Source organism: Martinezella lusitana (assembly GCF_010668395.1).
Taxonomy (GTDB): Bacteria; Pseudomonadota; Alphaproteobacteria; order Rhizobiales; family Rhizobiaceae; genus Rhizobium; species Rhizobium lusitanum_A.
Window position 1 is genome coordinate 18,039 of the sequence record NZ_WUEY01000002.1, and the last position, 17,781, is coordinate 35,819.

Sequence of the window (17,781 nt, forward strand, 5' to 3'; positions counted from 1 at the left end):
GATCAGCGTGACGCCGGGCTTGCTGCCCGGCGCAGGCTTTCTTCGGTCAATGTCTGACCATGAAACTTCGACAGCGACACAACGACATCATCGATTTCTTTGGCCAGTCGCTGCCCGTCCCACTGCAAGGCTGCCGCCGCGATCGCGCCGATTTCGCGCAAGCCCTGGATCGTCAAAAGGCCCTCGATCGCCATGGTCGTCCGACGGAAGACGATATCGGACAGATGCACGACCAGTTCCTGCCGCGCGATCCAATCGATTTCAAGCGCGCTATAGCGCTGCGCGCCGCTAATGCGCTGGCTGTCGCTATAGCTGGAGCGATGCGCAAGGATGGCCGCAGCCGTCGTGCCGTATCGGCTCAACAGCTCGTCCGCTCTGCTTGGCTCCACGCCGGTTTTTGCGGCGACCGATCGGATCCAGCTTGTCCGCTCTTTGGAGTCGACCGGGAAATCCCGGCCGCCGCCGATGGCGAGCCTCTCGGTGGAGGTTTTGCGCGCGCGCTGCAGGCGTGTAAGGACCGTATCGGCCACTTCCTCGGCGAAGCCTCGGAACGTGGTCCATTTGCCACCGACCAATGAGACGATCGGGAAGGGGCGCCCGGCCTGCGGCTCGAAGACGGGCGCGGAGTGATCGCGGCTGATCAGGCCTGGCGACGACGCATCCGAGGCGGGCAGGGGGCGAATGCCGCTGTAGCTGTAGGTCACCTGGTCGCGGTCGAAACGGAGGCCGGGCAGAAGCGACCGCACGCTGTCGAGAAAATAATCGATCTCTGGCTCTTCGCAGCGAACATTGTCCGGATCGTCGCAGGGAATATCGGTCGAGCCGACCAGCGCCTGGCCCAGATAGCCGTAGACCAGGCAGATGCGGCCATCATCGGCTTCGAAATAGATCATGTGGCCGTTCAGGCTGCGCACCAGTTCGGGGTGGTCCAGCAGGATATGCGATCCCTTGGTGCCGCCGATCAGATGAGCCGGCGCGCCGAGAGCGGCGTTGACATGATCGATCCAGGGACCGGCGGCGTTCACCACAAGCTTCGGCTTGACCGAGAAGGCATAGCCATCCGCGCGCTGAAAGGTAAGCACGCCATCGGCTGCGGACACGAGCGTGGTGACGTTTGCCGCCAGCGCGTCCTTGTTGGCTGCCAGCCCATCGTTGACCAGCTCATAGACGAGCCGCTCCGGCCGGCTGATCTTGGCGTCGTAATAGATGCCGCCGGCGACGATCTGCGGCGTCACATGCGGCATTTCCTTGAGCGCGCGGCCTTTCAACAGGAATCTGTGGCGCGGCATGACGCGGTTGCGCGAACCGAAGAAGTCGTAGAGCGCAAGTCCGATCTTGATGAGCACCGCGCCGCGGCTGCGTGGAGCGGTCGTCGATCCGAGAAGCGTGCGAAGGGTTGCCGGTATGCCGCGCATCCAGGAGAAAATCGGCACGAAAGTGGGCAATGCCTCGACGCAATGCGGCGCGTTCCTCAACAGCAGGTTCCGCTCCAGCGCCGATTGGGCGACCAGCCGGAACTCGCCGGTTTCCAGATATTTCAGGCCGCCGTGGATCAATCGCGACGGCGCGGCACTCGTGCCCGAGCCGAAATCGGATTTGTCGACGATCAGGCAGTTGACGCCCTGTACGGAGAGATCGCGAAACAGTCCGGCGCCGTTGACCCCGGCGCCGAGGATGACGACGTCGACATCTCCATCTTGAAGTTGCGAAAAGCGTTGTTTCAGATCGGCGGCCATATCGGTCATAACATCATCGTCCTGCTGAACTGCCGCGACAACAGCCTGTCGGCGCGGCGCATTGGCGGTCTAGTCTTGGGAGTGTTGATTTGCGAGATCGCCGATCCGCGGCCAGAGTGGCGTCATCGCTTCGGCAATGTCGCGGAAGAGCTGGTAGCGGATGCGATATTCGGCGCTGCGGCCGAGGTCCGGTTCATAGGTCGTGGCGATTTTGCCGACATCGCGCGGATCGTTCTGAGGGCTCGCATAGATGCCGATACCGGCACCGGCGCAAAGCGCGGCGCCCCAGGCCGCAGCCTCGTCGGTCTCGGTCACGGTAACAGGCATGCCGAGCACGTCGGCAAACATCTGAACGACGATCGGATTGCGCGACACGCCGCCTGCCAATCGTGCTCGATCGAAGGAAAAACCGTCACTTAGTGCGTCAATGTGAATCTTGTGGTTGAAGGCGATGCCTTCAAGGACGGCACGCAACATGTCGCCGCGATCGTGCCAGCCGCCAAGTCCGAAGAAGCTGGCGCTTGCCTCGGCGCCATAGGGCGAGCCGAACAGGTAGGGATGGAACAGCGCGCTCGACGGACGGGCGAAGGCCGCCTCGATCTCGGGGGCCAGCAAGGCGTGGATCGACTGGCTGGCAGCTTCGGCGCTTGCAATTTCCCTGGCGCAGAGCTTGTCCAGGAACCACTCGTAATTCGCCGACGATGCCGGCGAGATCGACATGTTGTTCCACTGGCCCGGCGCAATCGCATTGCGGCAGAACCAGCGGCCATCGACACGCGGTTCGGAGGAGAGCGTTTCGTTGATCGAATAGGTGCCGGCGATCACGGCAACGACGCCTTCGGCATAGCCACCGGCTCCGAGCGCGGACGCGGTCACGTCGTGCAGTCCGGCAACGACCGGCGTGCCTTCGGCGAGCCCCGTCCGCTTCGCCACGGCTTCCGTCACATGGCCGACCACTTCGTCAGACCGGGAGACTGGCGGCAGCGCGCCAGTCAACTCGCCGACGTTGAAGAGCGCCAATGCGTCCGGCGAATAGTTCTGCGTCGAGACATTGGTGAAGGAGGTACTGGCCTCGGTCCGATCCGTTCCGGAGACATCCGTCAGGCAGAAGCGCAGCCAGTCCTTGCAGCTCAGGATGTGGCCGATCTGGGCATAGCGCTCGGGCTCATTGGCCTTGATCCAGGCGAGCAGCGCCGATGGAGCCGAGACATGCGGCAACTGCCCGGTCAGCGACAGGGCTTTGTCGGCAAGCGGGCTCTTCAGCCATTGTTCGACGATCGATCCGGCGCGGCTGTCGAGCGAAAGGATGGCGCGTCCAAGCGGCTTTTTTGCCTTGTCGAGCAGATAGATGCCATCGCCATGCGCAGTCGCGGCAATGGCCTGGATGTCGCTGGCGGGACGGTTGCTGAGCTTGATCGCCTCGGCAATGGCGTCGGCGGTCCGGGTCCAGAGTTCGTCCATGTCGCGCTCGACATGGCGAGCCTTCGGCATGAACTGGGTCACGCGGCGGCGCGCGACGGCAAGCGGCGTTCCATCGATGTCGAAGATGACGGCTTTGGTAACGGTCAGACCGCTGTCAATTCCGAGCAGACTCGGCATTCTCATTACTCCTGATGGTGAGGAACGTGACGGACGCCCGAGCCTGGGCCAATCGTCAGGATCGTTCCTTGTCGCCCTTGGCGACAACCACATTGATATTCTTGTTCCGCATTCGCTCCAGATGAGCGGCAGGCGTCTTCTCGTCGACGATGACGACATCGAATTCGCTCAGATGCGCGAAACTGTGGAGTGCGCGCCGCTCGAATTTCGTATGATCGGTGAGCAGGATGCGCTTGGCCGCACTGTCGAACATCGCCCGCTTGATATCGACGATCTCGGGCGACTGATGGAACACGACGTCATCTATGATGGCCGACATCGAGATGAACGCAACGTCGGCGCGCAAGCGGTTGATTTCGTTGATCGTCATGCGCCCCATGAAGGCGTTGCACCAATTGTAATATTGGCCGCCGAGTGCCAGAAGCGTTACGTCATGCATATCCTTCAGCGCGTTCATCAGCGTCAGCGAATTGGTGATCGCGGTCAGCGGGACCTTGGCCGGCAGATGCGAGGCCATTTGCAGGACGGTGGTGGAATCGTCGAGGAAGATGGCCTGACCGGGCTCGATGAACTGCATCGCAGCAGCGGCGATCATCTTCTTCTCGCTCGCCTGGCGGTTGGCGCGATAGACGTCGCTCGATTCAATCAGGCTCGTCGCCGCAGCGGAAACGATGCCGCGCGTTTTCCGGAACAGGCCACGGCTGACCAATTCGTCGACATCGCGATGCGCCGTCATCAGGCTGATGCCGAAACGATCGGTCAAATCCTCGATGCGCATGGAGCCTTCGGCCATCACGGCTTCGGCGATCATCTGCCGTCGGGCGAGCTGGCGGGAATGCCGGCTGTCGCTCGGCAGTTCGTCTTGCAGGAAGGATACGGGGCTTGTCTTGTCTGTCACCTTGGCCTCTGACGCTGAGCCTTGCGGATACTAACGCGCTACAGCGAACGCCATGCTATGTGAAAAGAGTATAAAGAACAATTCTCTACCAGGATTTCTGCAAGTACGGTCTGATCTTCCGCCAGGAATGGTCGATAGCGGTCGAAGGATGGGGACGCCGGTGTCCGGCGCCCCCGATATCGTTACTCGGACAGAACGAACGGCGCGGTGTACTTGTCGACATTGTCCTTGGTGATCAGGATGCAATCGAAAAGCTGCTTTTCGCTCGTAGCGCCGGTCTTGCCGGTCTTGATGAAGCTGTCAGCCTGCTTGACGGCTTCTTCCGAGAAGACGGCAACCGGCTGGAGAACCGTGTACTGCAGTTCACCGGCCTTGATGGCGGCGACCGCATCCGGCGAACCGTCGAAGCCGCCGACCTTGACGTTGGCGAGCTTGCCGGCTTCCTTGAGAGCGGCAATCGCGCCGAGCGCCATTTCGTCATTGCCGGAGATCACGCCGGTAATGTCCGGATGGGCCTGCAGGATGGACTGCATCTTGTTGTGGCCCTGGGTGCGGTCCCAGTTGGCAACTTCCTTGGCAACCTTCTGCAGGTCCGGGTACTGGGTCAGAACCGTTTCATAGCCGTTCGAACGCGTTGCGGCGTTGTTGTCGGACGGTGCGCCGAAGAGTTCGGCATACTTGCCCTTGTCGCCAACGGCTTCGACCCACTGCTGAGCACCGATTGCGGCGCCCTGGGCGTTGTTGGAGACGAGCTGCGCCTTGGCGAGGCCTTCCTGGTTGATTTCAGCATTGACCAGGAACACCGGAATGCCGGCGGCAACGGCCTTCTTGACCGCACCGACGGAACCGTCGGCGTTGGCCGGATCGAGGATGATGGCGACCGACTTGTTGGTGATGGCCGTGTCGATCAGGTTGCTCTCGGTGTTGGTATCGCCCTTGTGGGCGCCGACCGTTGCCGTGTAGCCGAGCTTTTCCGCGGCAGCCTTGGCGACATTGCCTTCCGTCAGCCAGTAGGGGTTCGACGGGTCGTTGACGATGATCGTCATCTGGCCGGCGGCCCAAGCTGCTCCTGTCAGAAGCGGTGCGACTGCAACCGCTGCCATGACGATGCGCAAACCTTTTTTGAACATTAGTCTCTCTCCCTTTTGATGAGCTCTGATGATACCGGCGAACCGGCGGTGCTTTCTCCGATCGGCGATTTTCATCGATCGGTGACAAGTTCGAATATCGAGCGTCAGCCGGACTTGGTCCGGCGTCCGTACTGGATGCTGTTCATGAGCACGGCGAGCACGATGACCGCGCCGGTAAAGACCGTCTGCCAGTAGGCCGACACGCCGATGATGACGAGGCCGTCCGACAGAAAGCCGATGACGAAGGCGCCGAGCATGGTGCCGCGCACCGTGCCGCGGCCACCCGTCAAAGCAGCACCACCGATGACGACGGCGGCGATTGCCGTCAGCTCGTAAGTGGTGCCGGCGGTCGGGCCGGCCGAAGTCAGCTGCGACGACAGGACCAGGCCGGCGATGGCGGCGCAAACGCCCGACAGGACGTAGACGATGATCTTGACGTGCTTGACCGGAACACCGGAAAGATCGGCGGCGCGCTCGTTGCCACCCGATGCATAGAGCCAGCGGCCAAAGGCGGTGCGGCTGAGAACGAGGCCGCAGATGATGGCGAGCACGGCAAGCACGATGACGCCGATCGGGATGCCGGCGAGGCGGTTGAAACCGAGCCAGTCAAAGCCGGTATTGCCGAGTTCCGGGCGGCCGCCGAGATTGTTGTAGGTAAGGCCGTTGGTCATCAGCAACGCGATGCCGCGCGCGACATAGAGCACGCCGAGCGAGGCGACGAAGGCCGGAACACGCAAGTAAGCGATGAGAACGCCGTTGACGGCGCCCACGACCGCACCAAGCGCGCACGTCAGGATGACGACGGCCCAGACCGGCGGATAGAGAATGACGCCGAAGCTCGAAAGCGTGACGCCCTGCATCAGGAAACCGGCGATACAGCCGGCAAGACCGAGCGTCGACCCGACCGAGAGGTCGATACCGCCGTTGAGGATGACCAGCAGCATGCCAATGGCAAGAATGCCGAAGATGGCGACATGCGAGGCCATGGTCAGGAAGTTGCCGAGCGTGAAGTAATAAGGCGACAGGAAGGAGAAGACCGCGATGATGACGATCAGCGCGAAGAAGGCGCGTCCTTCCAGGATCAGCCGCACGAGATTGACGTTCCGCCGCTGTCCGTTCGAAACTGGTTTCTTTTCTGTGATGTTCGTGACTGACATAATCAGTGCTCCATGAATGCGGCTAGTGCGCGACCACTGCTTCGCCGGAGGCGGCCATGATCTTTTCCTTGGTGACGTCAGGACCGAATTCGGCAGAGATCTTGCCGCGGTGCATGACGATGATGCGATGGGCGATGCTCAGGCATTCGGCGACTTCCGATGTCGAATAGATCACCGCCAGGCCTTCCTTGGCGCGCTCGGCGAGCAGCTTGAAGACTTCGGCCTTGGCCCCGATATCGATGCCGCGGCTCGGCTCGTCGAGCAGGATCACGCGTGGTTCCGTCGCTAGCATCTTGCCGATGACGACCTTCTGCTGATTGCCGCCGGAGAGCGATCCGATTGGCGCTTCGCCGCCATCGGTCTTGATATGAACCTTGCGGATCGAGTCGTTCACCAGCGCCCGCTCACGACCGCCTGACGTGAAAAGACCCTTGGTAAAGGCGCCGATGCTGGCAAGCGACAGGTTCGACCCGACCGTCATCGTCTGGACCAGGCCATCGCGTTGCCGGTCTTCCGGCACCAGAACCAGGCCCTGGGCGATGCGGCCGGCGATGCTGAGGCCGCCGACGTCGGTATTGCCCAGAAGCACGCGGCCGCCGCTCGATTTCAGGCGCCCAGCCACGCATTCGAGCAATTCGGTGCGGCCTGCGCCCATGAGCCCGTAGATGCAGACGATTTCGCCGGCGCGGACCTGGAGCGACATGCGGTCGACCGCATTGTAGGCAGCGCCCGATGGGCCGGGAACGGTGAGGCTGTCGATCGTCAGTGCGACGTCGCCCATTTTGTGGCCGGTCGGAGGGCTGCCGAGATCGAAATTGTCGCCGACCATGTTGCGCACGATCCATTCGAGATCGATGTCCTTGCGCTCGGCATAGGCTGTCATGTTGCCGTCGCGCAGCACGACAGCGTGATTGGTGATCTGCAGCGCTTCTTCCAGGTGGTGCGAGATATAGACGATCGAGACGCCGCGATTCGTCAGATCGCGGATGACCTTGAACAGAACCTCGACCTCGGTCGCGCTCAGCGCCGATGTCGGCTCGTCCATGATCAGGATGCGCGAATTGACGGAAAGGGCGCGCGCGATTTCTACGATCTGTTGCTGTCCGAGACGCAGATCCTCGACGGGGATCAGCGGATCGATGTGCTCTTCCAGCTCCTCCATCAATATGCAGGTCTGACGCTCTTCCTCGGCGAAATCGACCACGCCGCCCTTCATGAGTTCGCGGCCCATGAAGATGTTGTCGCGGACGCTGAGATTGGGCGCGAGGCTTAATTCCTGATGGATGATGGAGATGCCGCAGGAGCGTGCGTGCGTCGAAGAGGCAAAGGTGATCGGACTGCCGTCGAGGATGATGTCTCCCGATGTCGGCTGGATGACGCCGGACAGGATCTTCATCAGCGTCGACTTGCCGGCGCCGTTTTCGCCGAAAAGCGTCGTCACTTCCCCGCGGCGGATATCGAAGTTGACACCCTTCAGCGCGTGGACGCTGCCATAGGCTTTGGCGACGTTGCGAGCGGCGAGGACAACTTCGCCCGTGGTTGCGCCGTTTAGCTCGAGCGCGCTCATTTCACGTCGACCTTTACCGGGGTGATGAGCCAGTTCTTCGGATTGATGAGCTTGAACACGCCGACAACCGTAGCCGTCTTGCCCGTCAGCTTTTCCGGATCGAGGCTCCCGAGGGTTGCTTTCTTCATCTCGTTGTTGATGGCGGAACCGGCATCCTGATATTCGATCTGGTTGGTGAACTGGCCGAATTGAATCGTGCCGGTCGCATCGCGAAGATCGGTACCGTTGACCGCGGGGCCGGTCTGCACCCGGACCGTGATCCCGTCCGGCATGCCATCGACCTTGAATTCGTTGAGATTGGCCTTGCGATCGCCGAACGTACCGGTCAGCGAGACGGGAAGGACGGGGCCGGTGGTCGTGGCGACGCCATATTTTTCGCCAGCCGCTTTCTTGTCGGCCAGAACGGCGGTGGCAAGCGTCACCGCATCGACGGCGCGCTTTTCGACATCTGCCTGCACCTTGGGGAATTCCTGGGCGCCGTAGCTTTCGGGCTGGAAGCCCTGCTCGCGCACATCGTGGGCCGAGCCGATCTTGACCACCTTGGTATCGGCGGCAATGGCGCCGATTACGATCACCACGGCAGCGACGCCCGCCACGATCTTGAACTTCGAGCCTGTCGGCTTGGCTGTTGCATATTGAGCTTGCGTATTCATGTTCAAACGACCTTCGGCATGTTTGCCGGATTGCCCGATGGAGAAATGGAGAACGGTTCCGCGCGTCCGCTTAGCTGAGGTCTTGCCCCTGCTTTTGGATCTGCAGGCGCTGCGCTCGGCTTCGGATCGCGCCGCTATCGGAAAGGAAATTCAACATCAGGAGCCTCCTCAGCGTGCGGATGGCTGTCTCCTCCAGCCGTCCATTCAGGTTCACAATCGCCCTGTCGATGCGACATTTGTGATAGAAGTATGTTAATAACTGCAATTCATATGTTATAAATTTTTGAGCCTGTCAACGGCGATTTCTTGGGATTTGTGTATCCGCAGCTTCCAGGCAGGTAAGAATTCCATTCTCAATACGTATCGAAACCGCCATTTCAGCTGCTTGTATCCGGCAATTTCACAACGGCATCCGCTTGATCTGCTTTGCATGAGGATATCTAGGTAATGCATTGATATTCATGAATAATAACAGAGAATTCATCGTTCATGCCCCGTGAGGCTAGCGATTCTTCCTGATGGGCGCCGTCTTTTGTTTCTGTTTCCCTCGTCGCGTGTTCAAGGCTCCTTCCCGTTGTGGTCGGGGAATTGACAGCAATCATTTTATATGAAAAAAATTACAACACCAGAAAAATATTACTGCAACTATGGTATCTCTATGTTATAAGATATTGAGCCGATCGATGGATCGCCTCTGGCTTGGATCTGGTCGTGCGGTTGGTGTCGAATATGTGCCGGTGCGCCGTTCGCGCTTGCTCAGGCCGGATCGGCGTGCGGGAGCTGCGATGCGCGCGGGCTGGAACGGATTATACTCGCGGCTGCGTGGGGAGGAATGAAGATGTTCGTGATGTATGCCGCAGCCCCTGTCGCAGGGGGAATGATGGCGAAGTGGCCGTGCAATGCCTAAGAGTGACGGGATCATCATCGGGATCGATGCGGGGACGTCCGTTCTGAAGGCTGTCGCCTTCGAATTGTCCGGAAAGCAGATCGCTTCCGCATCGGCGCGCAATCGTTATGAGACCGGCGAAGACGGTTCGGTCACGCAGTCGCTTGGGCAGACCTGGGCGGATTGCGTGAGCGCGTTGCGTGGTCTTGGAGCGAAGGTCGAGAACCTTGCGGCGCGCACGGCGGCGATAGCCGTTACCGGTCAGGGCGACGGAACCTGGCTCGTCGGCGCCGGCAATGCTCCGGTCGACGATGCCTGGCTTTGGCTCGACGCCCGGGCCGCATCGACGGTCACGCGTCTGAGCGCCATGGCGGGCAACCGCGCCCGTTTCGAGGCGACCGGCACTGGCCTGAACACCTGCCAGCAGGGCGCGCAGCTCGCCCATATGGACCGCTTCATGCCGGAGCTTCTGGATCGGGCGGAGACGGCGCTGCATTGTAAGGACTGGCTCTACCTGAACCTCACGGGCGTGCGCGCGACAGATCCGTCGGAGGCAAGCTTTACCTTCGGCAATTTCCGCGATCGCCAATATGATCCGGTCGTGATCGATGCGCTCGGTCTTGCGCGCCGGCGTTCGCTCCTGCCTGAAATCATCGATGGAACCGAGATCAGCCACCCGCTGACGGCCGCCGCCGCCGAGGCCGCCGGCCTGCTTGCCGGGACGCCGGTCTGTCTCGGTTATGTCGACATGGTCATGACGGCGCTCGGCGCCGGCGTGCGCACCGGCGGCCATAACGCAGCCTGCTCGACGATCGGGTCGACGGGCGTGCATATGCGCGCCAAGGCGGTAGCCGACGTCCAGCTCAATAGCGAGGGGACGGGATATGTCATTGCCCTGCCGATCCCCGGGATCGTGACCCAGGTCCAGACCAATATGGGCGCGACGATCAATATCGACTGGATCCTGCGGATCGCCGCGGATCTGATGTCCGCGAGCGGCAGCAGGATTTCCTATTCGGATCTCATTCCGCGCATCGATGACTGGTTTGCCGAGGCGCGTCCGACGAACCTTCTCTATCACCCCTATATTTCCGAGGCGGGCGAGCGCGGTCCCTTCGTCAATGCGCATGCCCGTGCCGGCTTTACCGGACTTTCCACGCGGCACGGCTTTGCCGACATGTTGAGGGCCGTCGTCGAAGGCCTCGGCATGGCGACGCGCGATTGCTATGCGGCCATGGGCGACATGCCGTCCGAACTGCGCATTACCGGCGGTGCGGCCCGCTCGCGCGCGCTGCGCGGATCGCTTTCCGCCGCCGTCAACGCGCCGGTGCGGATTTCGGAGCGTGAAGAGGCGGGCGCCGCCGGTGTCGCGATGATGGCAGCTGTCGCCATCGGCGCCTATCAGGACATGGACAGCTGTATCGCCGATTGGGTGACGCCGCTGCTCGGAGAGGCCGAGGCGCCGAATGCGGAAAATGCCGAACGCTATGACCGCTTGTTCGACGCCTACAAGGACGTGCGGCAGGCGATCGCTCCCGCCTGGGACAAGCTGGCCCGGCCTTAGCCCTGGAATTGGCCGGAGAGCGAGCGCCGCCGGAGAAATTTGATTTGATGATGCCCAGTGCATCCGAAGGAGCATGACATGATGGAACCGGAAATCTTTGATCTTTTCGTGATCGGTGGAGGCATCAACGGTGCCGGCATCGCTCGCGATGCGGCCGGCCGGGGCCTTTCGGTGATGATGTGCGAGAAGGGCGACCTTGCGGAGGGAACGTCCTCGCGCTCCGGCAAGCTGGTGCATGGCGGTCTGCGCTATCTCGAATACTACGAATTCCGTCTGGTGCGCGAGGCATTGATCGAGCGCGAGGTTCTCCTGAATTCGGCAAGCCACATCATCTGGCCGATGCGCTTTGTGCTGCCGCACAGCCCGACGGATCGTCCGGCCTGGCTCGTCCGCCTTGGGCTGTTCCTCTACGATCATCTCGGCGGCCGCAAGAAGCTGCCGGGCACGCGCTCGCTGGATCTTCATCGCGACCCGGAAGGCGCGCCGATTCTCGATCAGTATTCCAAGGGGTTTGAGTATTCCGACTGCTGGGTCGATGACGCCCGGCTCGTCGTCCTCAATGCGATCGATGCTTCGGCAAAAGGCGCGCGGATCCTGACGCGGACCGCGTGCGTCAGCGCCCGTCGCGATCAGGGAACCTGGGTCGTCCAGGTGCGCGACCAGCGCTCCGGCGAGGTACGGACCGTGCGCGCCCGGGTGCTGGTCAATGCGGCAGGGCCCTGGGTCAATGACATCATCGGCCGCGTCGTCGGTTCGAACAGCCAGCGCAGTGTCCGGCTCGTCAAGGGCAGTCACATCATCGTTCCGAAGTTCTGGAGCGGTCAGCAGGCCTATCTCGTCCAGAACCACGACAAGCGCGTCATCTTCATCAACCCGTATGAAGGCGATAAGGCGCTGATCGGCACGACCGACATTCCCTATGAAGGCAGGCCTGAAGAGGTGGCAGCCGACGAGAAGGAAATCGATTATCTGATCACGGCCGTCAATCGCTACTTCAAGGAGAAGCTGCGCCGCTCCGATGTGCTCGAAAGCTTCTCCGGCGTTCGCCCGCTGTTCGACGATGGCAAGGGCAATCCTTCGGCCGTCACGCGTGACTACGTGTTCGATCTCGACGAGACCGGCGGTGCGCCGCTCTTGAGCGTCTTTGGCGGCAAGATCACCACGTTCCGCAAGCTCTCCGAGCATGCGATGCAGCGGCTTGCCAAATTCTTCCCGAAGATGGGGGGCGACTGGACCCGCAGCGCCACTCTTCCCGGCGGCGAGATTCCGAATGCCGATTATGTCGCCTTTTCCGATGCGCTACGCTCGGCCTATCCCTGGATGCCGCGCGCGCTCGTCAACCACTACGGCCATCTCTATGGCGCGCGCACCAGCCAGATCGTTGGTGACGTCACCTCGCTGGCGGGGCTTGGCCGTCATTTCGGCGGCAATCTCTACGAGGCCGAAGTCCGCTATCTCGCGGCCTCTGAGTGGGCGCAGACGGCGGAAGACGTCTTGAAGCGCCGCACCAAGGAAGGCCTGCGCATGACGGCCGAAGAGAAGGCGGCTTTCTCTGCCTGGTTCGATGCCGAACTGGCGCTTGCCGCCTGAACGAACAGACCTTTGCCGGGAGACCGTAAATGCCCTTGACGCTTTCACTCAACACCAATCCGCTGGTGAACCGCTTTGCCGAGGCGGCCGATTTGATCGAGACCGTGGCGCGCGATCTGCGCATTCGCGACCTGCAGCTCACCCACGAGTTCATCAATCCGAGCTGGCAGGCGCCCGTGATCCGCCGGCTGACGCGGGATATGCAGGCAGCGCTGAAGCGTACCGGCGTTCGTGTGACATCAGGCATGACCGGTCCTTATGGCCGTCTCAACCATTTCGGCCATCCGGACAGGGATGTCCGGCGCTATTATGTCGACTGGTTCAAGGCCTTCGCCGATATAACGGCCGATCTCGGCGGTCATTCCGTCGGCACGCAGTTCGCGATCTTCACCTACAAGGATTACGACGATCCGGTCCGGCGCGAGGAACTGATCGAGATCGCCATCGATTGCTGGGGCGAGGTGGCTGAACATGCGCGCGCTGCCGGTCTCTCCTACATCTTCTGGGAGCCGATGAGCATCGGCCGCGAATTCGGCGAGACCATTCAGGCATGCGTAGCCTTGCAGGACCGGCTGACCAAGGCTCCGTTCGCCATACCGATGTGGATGATGGCCGATATCGATCATGGCGATGTCACCTCGTCCAATCCCGACGACTATGACCCCTATGCCTGGGCGCGTGCCGTGCCGAAGGTTTCGCCGATCATCCACATCAAGCAGAGCCTGATGGACAAGGGCGGCCATCGTCCCTTTACGGCGGAATTTAACGCCAAGGGCCGGATCCAACCCGAACCGCTGCTGAAGGCATTTGCCGAAGGCGGTGCCAAGGACAATGAAATCTGCCTGGAGCTGTCGTTCAAGGAGCGTGAACCCAACGATCGCCAGGTCATCTCGCAGATTGCCGAAAGTGTTGCCTTCTGGGCGCCTCATATCGACACGGGCGTCGGCGACTTGCATATCTAGCGGCTGGAGCGGCCGAGTCTGGAATCGTCAAGCTGCCACCTTCTCAAGAGCGAGGTGGAAGCTTGATCTGACGGCCGGAGAGAAAGCAGGCGAGGGGTTATGCGGAAAGAAATGAAAGGGAACGGTCGATGACGGATGCGGATGCTTCGCTCGCCGTACGGGCGGCCTGGTTGCACTATGCCGGCGGACTGACGCAGTCCGAGGTGGCAAAGCGTCTCGGCGTTCCCTCGGTCAAGGCACATAGGCTGATCGCGCGCGCGGTCGCCGAGGGCGTCGTCAAGGTAACGATCAACGGCGATATCGTCGAGTGCGTCGAACTTGAAACGGAACTGGCGGCGCGGTTCGGCCTGCAATATTGTGAGGTCGCGCCCGATCTCGGCGAAGCGGGCTTCGAATTTCGCGCGTTGGGGCAGGCGGGCGCCGGCTTTCTGCGGCGTGAGATCGAGAGCGGCAACAACAAGGTCATCGGGCTTGGCCACGGGCGAACGCTCTCTTCCGCTGTTCATCACATGTCGCGCGTCAATGCCAAGGATTTGCGTTTCGTCTCGTTGCTTGGCGGTCTGACGAGAAACTACGCGGCCAACCCATATGACGTGATGCATCGTATTGCCGAGAAAACCGGAATGCAGTCGCATGTGATGCCGGTGCCTTTCTTTGCCAACACGCGGGAAGATCGGGACGTGCTGCTTGCCCAGCGTGGCGTGAAGGAAGTCTTCGATCTCGCAAATGGCGCCGATCTCAAGCTTGTCGGTCTCGGCACGGTGGATACCGACGCCCAGCTCGTTCTCTCGGGAATGGTCGAGCCGAAGGAGATCAGGGAAATTACGGCGGCAGGCGGCGTCGGTGAAATTCTCGGTCATTTTTTCGATGCCGATGGCAATATTCTGGAGACGACGCTGACGGCGCGCACGCTTTCGGCTTCGCTCCCGCGCAGCGAAAGCGAGCGGCTTGTGGCCCTTTCCGGCGGGTTGCCGAAGGTCGAGGCCATCCGTGCCGTTCTGAAGAGCCGCTGTCTCTACGGACTGATCACGGATGAGAAGACGGCACGGGTGCTGTTGAAAGCAGACGCTTGATATCGCCGCATGAGAACACGAATCCATCTCAACATAACAAACATAATGTTGAATTGTGAGATTTCGATGTTATATTCGTATAGTTCCAATTTCGGGCCAATGGCCGGAGTGCAAGGTGAAACGGGAAGAGCGCCAGCAATCGATCATCAATCTGCTTGTCGAGAACAAGACCGTCGATCTTGACGAACTGGCCGATCGTTTCGCTGTGTCCAAGATGACGATCCATCGCGATCTCGACGACCTCGAGCAGGCCGGCGTGCTGCGCAAGGTTCGCGGCGGCGCGACCATCGATGCCGGGACGCAGTTCGAAAGCGATTTTCGTTTTCGCGAACGTCAGGGTCATGATGAGAAGCTCGCCATGGCGCGCTCGGCGCTGGAACTGGTCGAGCCCGGCATGACGGTCATGATCAATGACGGTTCGATGGCGGCGGTTCTGGGCGAGATGCTGCTGCAGAAGCGACCATTGACGCTGATAACCAACAATGCCGCAATCATAGACCGCATGAAGAATGAGGGCGGCATCACGCTGATCGCGCTCGGCGGCGTCTATTCCGCCAAGTTCAACGCGTTTCTGGGTGTGGTGACGGAGGAGGCGCTGTCGCGGCTAAGGGCCGATATTGCCTTCCTGTCGACGCCGGCCGTTTCCGGCAAGCTCGCCTATCACATGGACGACAACGTCGTGCGCACGAAACGGGCGATGATTGCATCGGCCGCCAGGACCTGCCTGCTCGTCAACCACAATCGCATAGGGCACACCGCCTTGCATGTGATGGCCGATCTTGCCGATTTCGATGCGGTGATCACCGACCATGCGCCCGATGCCACAATCCTTGAGCAACTCCGCCGGGACGGCATCACCCTGACCATTGCCTCGAACCAGGATATGACATGACAGATAGGCCTCGCTATTGGATCGGCACGAGCTGGAAGATGAACAAGACGCTGGCGGAGGCGCGCGCCTTTGCCGAGGCCTTGCATGCTGCCGATGCCCTGCGGGACGCCCGCATCCAGCGCTTCATTATTCCGCCCTTTACGGCGGTACGGGAAGTCAAGTCAATCCTTTCCGACAGCTCCGTCAAGGTCGGCGCACAGAACATGCATTGGGCCGACCGGGGTGCCTGGACGGGCGAGATTTCGCCATTGATGCTGAAGGACTGCAATCTCGACATCGTCGAGCTCGGCCATTCCGAGCGTCGCGAGCATTTCGGCGAGACCAACGAGACCGTGGGCTTGAAGACCGAGGCGGCCGTCCGCCACGGCCTGATCCCGCTCATCTGCATCGGCGAGACGTTGAACGATCGGGAAAGCGGCCGTGCGACGGACATTCTGAGCGAGCAGGTCGTCGGCGCGCTTTCCAAGCTTTCCGCTGCGCAGAAGCAGGCCGAAATCCTGCTGGCCTATGAGCCGGTGTGGGCGATCGGTGAAAAGGGGATCCCGGCCGAGCCTTCCTATGCCGATGCCCGGCAGGCCGAGATCATTGCGGTTGCGCAAAACGTGCTCGGCCGGAAGATTCCGTGCCTCTACGGCGGATCGGTCAATCCGCAAAACTGCGAAGAACTCATATCCTGCCCGAACGTAGACGGGCTCTTCATCGGCCGCTCGGCCTGGAATGTCGAAGGTTATCTCGACATCCTCGCCAAGTGCGCCGCCAAACTCTGAGGAGAAATATTATGAAGCTTGCAATTGCTGGAGACAGCGCCGGCGAAGGCCTGGCCAAGGTTCTTGCCGACCACCTGAAGGATCGTTTCGACGTCAGCGAAGTGTCTCGCACGCCGGATGGTCCGGATGACTTTTATGCCAATCTCGCTGACCGCGTCGCTTCCGGCGTCCTCGATGGCACCTACGACAAGGCGATCCTCGTCTGTGGCACCGGCATTGGCGTCAGCATTTCCGCCAACAAGGTGCCGGGCATCCGCGCGGCCCTGACCCATGACACCTATTCGGCGGAGCGCGCAGCACTGTCGAACAACGCCCAGATCATCACGATGGGCGCCCGCGTCATCGGCACCGAACTTGCCAAGGCCATTGCCGATGCCTTCCTGGCGCAGACCTTCGACGAGAACGGCCGCTCGGCCGGGAACGTCAAGGCGATCAACGAGGTCGATGCCAAGTACAACGTCCGTTAAGTCCTGTCTCCCAAGACGCGGAAAGCCCGGCCGATCCGTCTGATCGACCGGGCTTTTCTGTATCTGCGCGATTGTTGCCGCGTCGTGGACAGCGCGTTTGTAGCCTCAGATATGCGCCTCTATAGACCCGGACTATCCACTGCTAGAAGCGATAGGTGATACCTGCGCCAACCAGCCAGGGGTCGAGTTTTGCCTTTCCGCTGACATTGGCGCCGCCGACCGTTGCATCGAAATCCGGGCGCAGGAAAATCTTCTTCACATCGAGGTTGGCGCCCCAGTGTTGGTCAAACATATAATCGAAGCCTGCCTGCAGCGCGACGCCGAACGTATTTTTTACATCGAGGCTGTCCGCGCTCTTGCCGGACTGGTTGTAGAAAACCGTATAGTTCACGCCGGCGCCGATATAGGGCTTGAAGGCGCCGAAATCGGTGAAATGATATTGCAACGTCAATGTCGGCGGCAGCAGCCAGGTCTTGCCGACTTCGCCGAGCCCCGCAATCGAGCCCTTGCCATAAATCTTGGAGGACGTCGTGCCGAGGATCAGTTCCGCGGCGATGTTGTCGGTGAAGAAATAGGAGACGTCGAATTCCGGGATGACCGAATTGGATGACGATAGGCCCGATCCGGCGATCCCGTCCACGCGACCGGAATCGTTGGTGATCACGCCGAGAGCACGCAAGCGAATCTGCCAGGGGCTCTGCGTGTTCGGTGCATCGGCGGGTGCCGCCGGTGCGGTCGCTGTCGCGAGGTCCGCTGCCGCTGCCGCGCCGCATCCGGCAATCATCATGCCTGTGGCGATAGCTCCGACGATGATCCAGTTTCCGCTCATTATGTCAGCCC

The 17,781-nt window shown here is 61.1% G+C and carries 15 protein-coding genes; 7 read left to right on the forward strand and 8 right to left on the reverse strand.

The genetic code is table 11. The annotated features are described in order from the left end of the window. Positions 1 to 2: 2 nt before the first annotated feature. From GR212_RS04070 to GR212_RS04100, 7 genes are all read right to left on the reverse strand, one after another. Entirely contained in the window at positions 3 to 1,745 is a 1,743-nt protein-coding gene (locus GR212_RS04070) for a glycerol-3-phosphate dehydrogenase/oxidase (RefSeq protein ID WP_163985187.1), read from the reverse strand. Positions 1,746 to 1,805: 60 nt separating this feature from the next. After that, positions 1,806 to 3,335: an FGGY-family carbohydrate kinase gene (locus GR212_RS04075; protein WP_163985188.1), complete on the reverse strand. Its 1,530-nt coding sequence runs from the start codon at positions 3,333 to 3,335 to the stop codon at positions 1,806 to 1,808. A 55-nt stretch (positions 3,336 to 3,390) separates the two neighbouring features. Continuing rightward, entirely contained in the window at positions 3,391 to 4,146 is a 756-nt protein-coding gene (locus GR212_RS04080; protein ID WP_348643450.1) for a DeoR/GlpR family DNA-binding transcription regulator, read from the reverse strand. Between the two features lie 269 nt (positions 4,147 to 4,415). Then, on the reverse strand, positions 4,416 to 5,363 hold the full coding sequence (locus tag GR212_RS04085) for a D-ribose ABC transporter substrate-binding protein (RefSeq protein WP_163985190.1): 948 nt from the start codon (positions 5,361 to 5,363) through the stop codon (positions 4,416 to 4,418). A gap of 104 nt (positions 5,364 to 5,467) precedes the next feature. After that, on the reverse strand, positions 5,468 to 6,520 hold the full coding sequence (locus GR212_RS04090) for an ABC transporter permease (protein WP_163985191.1): 1,053 nt from the start codon (positions 6,518 to 6,520) through the stop codon (positions 5,468 to 5,470). Between the two features lie 22 nt (positions 6,521 to 6,542). Beyond that, positions 6,543 to 8,087, reverse strand: coding sequence for a sugar ABC transporter ATP-binding protein (locus tag GR212_RS04095; protein WP_163985192.1), 1,545 nt, complete (start codon positions 8,085 to 8,087; stop codon positions 6,543 to 6,545). Continuing rightward, positions 8,084 to 8,740, reverse strand: coding sequence for a DUF2291 domain-containing protein (locus tag GR212_RS04100; RefSeq protein ID WP_163985193.1), 657 nt, complete (start codon positions 8,738 to 8,740; stop codon positions 8,084 to 8,086). The genes GR212_RS04095 and GR212_RS04100 overlap by 4 nt, the downstream gene beginning before the upstream one ends. A gap of 899 nt (positions 8,741 to 9,639) precedes the next feature. Here GR212_RS04100 and GR212_RS04105 point away from each other — a divergent pair. The 7 genes from GR212_RS04105 (at position 9,640) to GR212_RS04135 (ending at position 16,941) form a co-directional block, all read left to right on the forward strand. Then, on the forward strand, positions 9,640 to 11,190 hold the full coding sequence (locus GR212_RS04105; protein ID WP_163985194.1) for an FGGY-family carbohydrate kinase: 1,551 nt from the start codon (positions 9,640 to 9,642) through the stop codon (positions 11,188 to 11,190). 78 nt (positions 11,191 to 11,268) lie between these two features. Next, positions 11,269 to 12,780: a glycerol-3-phosphate dehydrogenase gene (locus GR212_RS04110; protein ID WP_163985195.1), complete on the forward strand. Its 1,512-nt coding sequence runs from the start codon at positions 11,269 to 11,271 to the stop codon at positions 12,778 to 12,780. Positions 12,781 to 12,809: 29 nt separating this feature from the next. Continuing rightward, positions 12,810 to 13,742, forward strand: a complete 933-nt coding sequence (locus GR212_RS04115) for a sugar phosphate isomerase/epimerase family protein (RefSeq protein WP_163985196.1) — start codon at positions 12,810 to 12,812, stop codon at positions 13,740 to 13,742. Positions 13,743 to 13,870: 128 nt separating this feature from the next. After that, entirely contained in the window at positions 13,871 to 14,815 is a 945-nt protein-coding gene (locus GR212_RS04120; protein ID WP_163985197.1) for a sugar-binding transcriptional regulator, read from the forward strand. 115 nt (positions 14,816 to 14,930) lie between these two features. After that, positions 14,931 to 15,707, forward strand: coding sequence for a DeoR family transcriptional regulator (locus GR212_RS04125; protein ID WP_163985198.1), 777 nt, complete (start codon positions 14,931 to 14,933; stop codon positions 15,705 to 15,707). Further along, on the forward strand, positions 15,704 to 16,474 hold the full coding sequence (locus GR212_RS04130; protein WP_163985199.1) for a triose-phosphate isomerase: 771 nt from the start codon (positions 15,704 to 15,706) through the stop codon (positions 16,472 to 16,474). The genes GR212_RS04125 and GR212_RS04130 overlap by 4 nt, the downstream gene beginning before the upstream one ends. An 11-nt stretch (positions 16,475 to 16,485) precedes the next feature. Beyond that, positions 16,486 to 16,941 carry an RpiB/LacA/LacB family sugar-phosphate isomerase gene (locus GR212_RS04135; RefSeq protein ID WP_163985200.1) on the forward strand — a complete coding sequence of 152 codons (456 nt, stop codon included), beginning with the start codon at positions 16,486 to 16,488 and terminating at the stop codon, positions 16,939 to 16,941. A 142-nt stretch (positions 16,942 to 17,083) separates the two neighbouring features. On the opposite strand, the gene GR212_RS04140 is transcribed toward GR212_RS04135, so the two are convergent. Further along, a complete protein-coding gene (locus GR212_RS04140; protein ID WP_204326264.1) occupies positions 17,084 to 17,770 on the reverse strand; it encodes an OmpW/AlkL family protein in 687 nt (228 codons plus the stop codon). Positions 17,771 to 17,781: the final 11 nt, after the last annotated feature.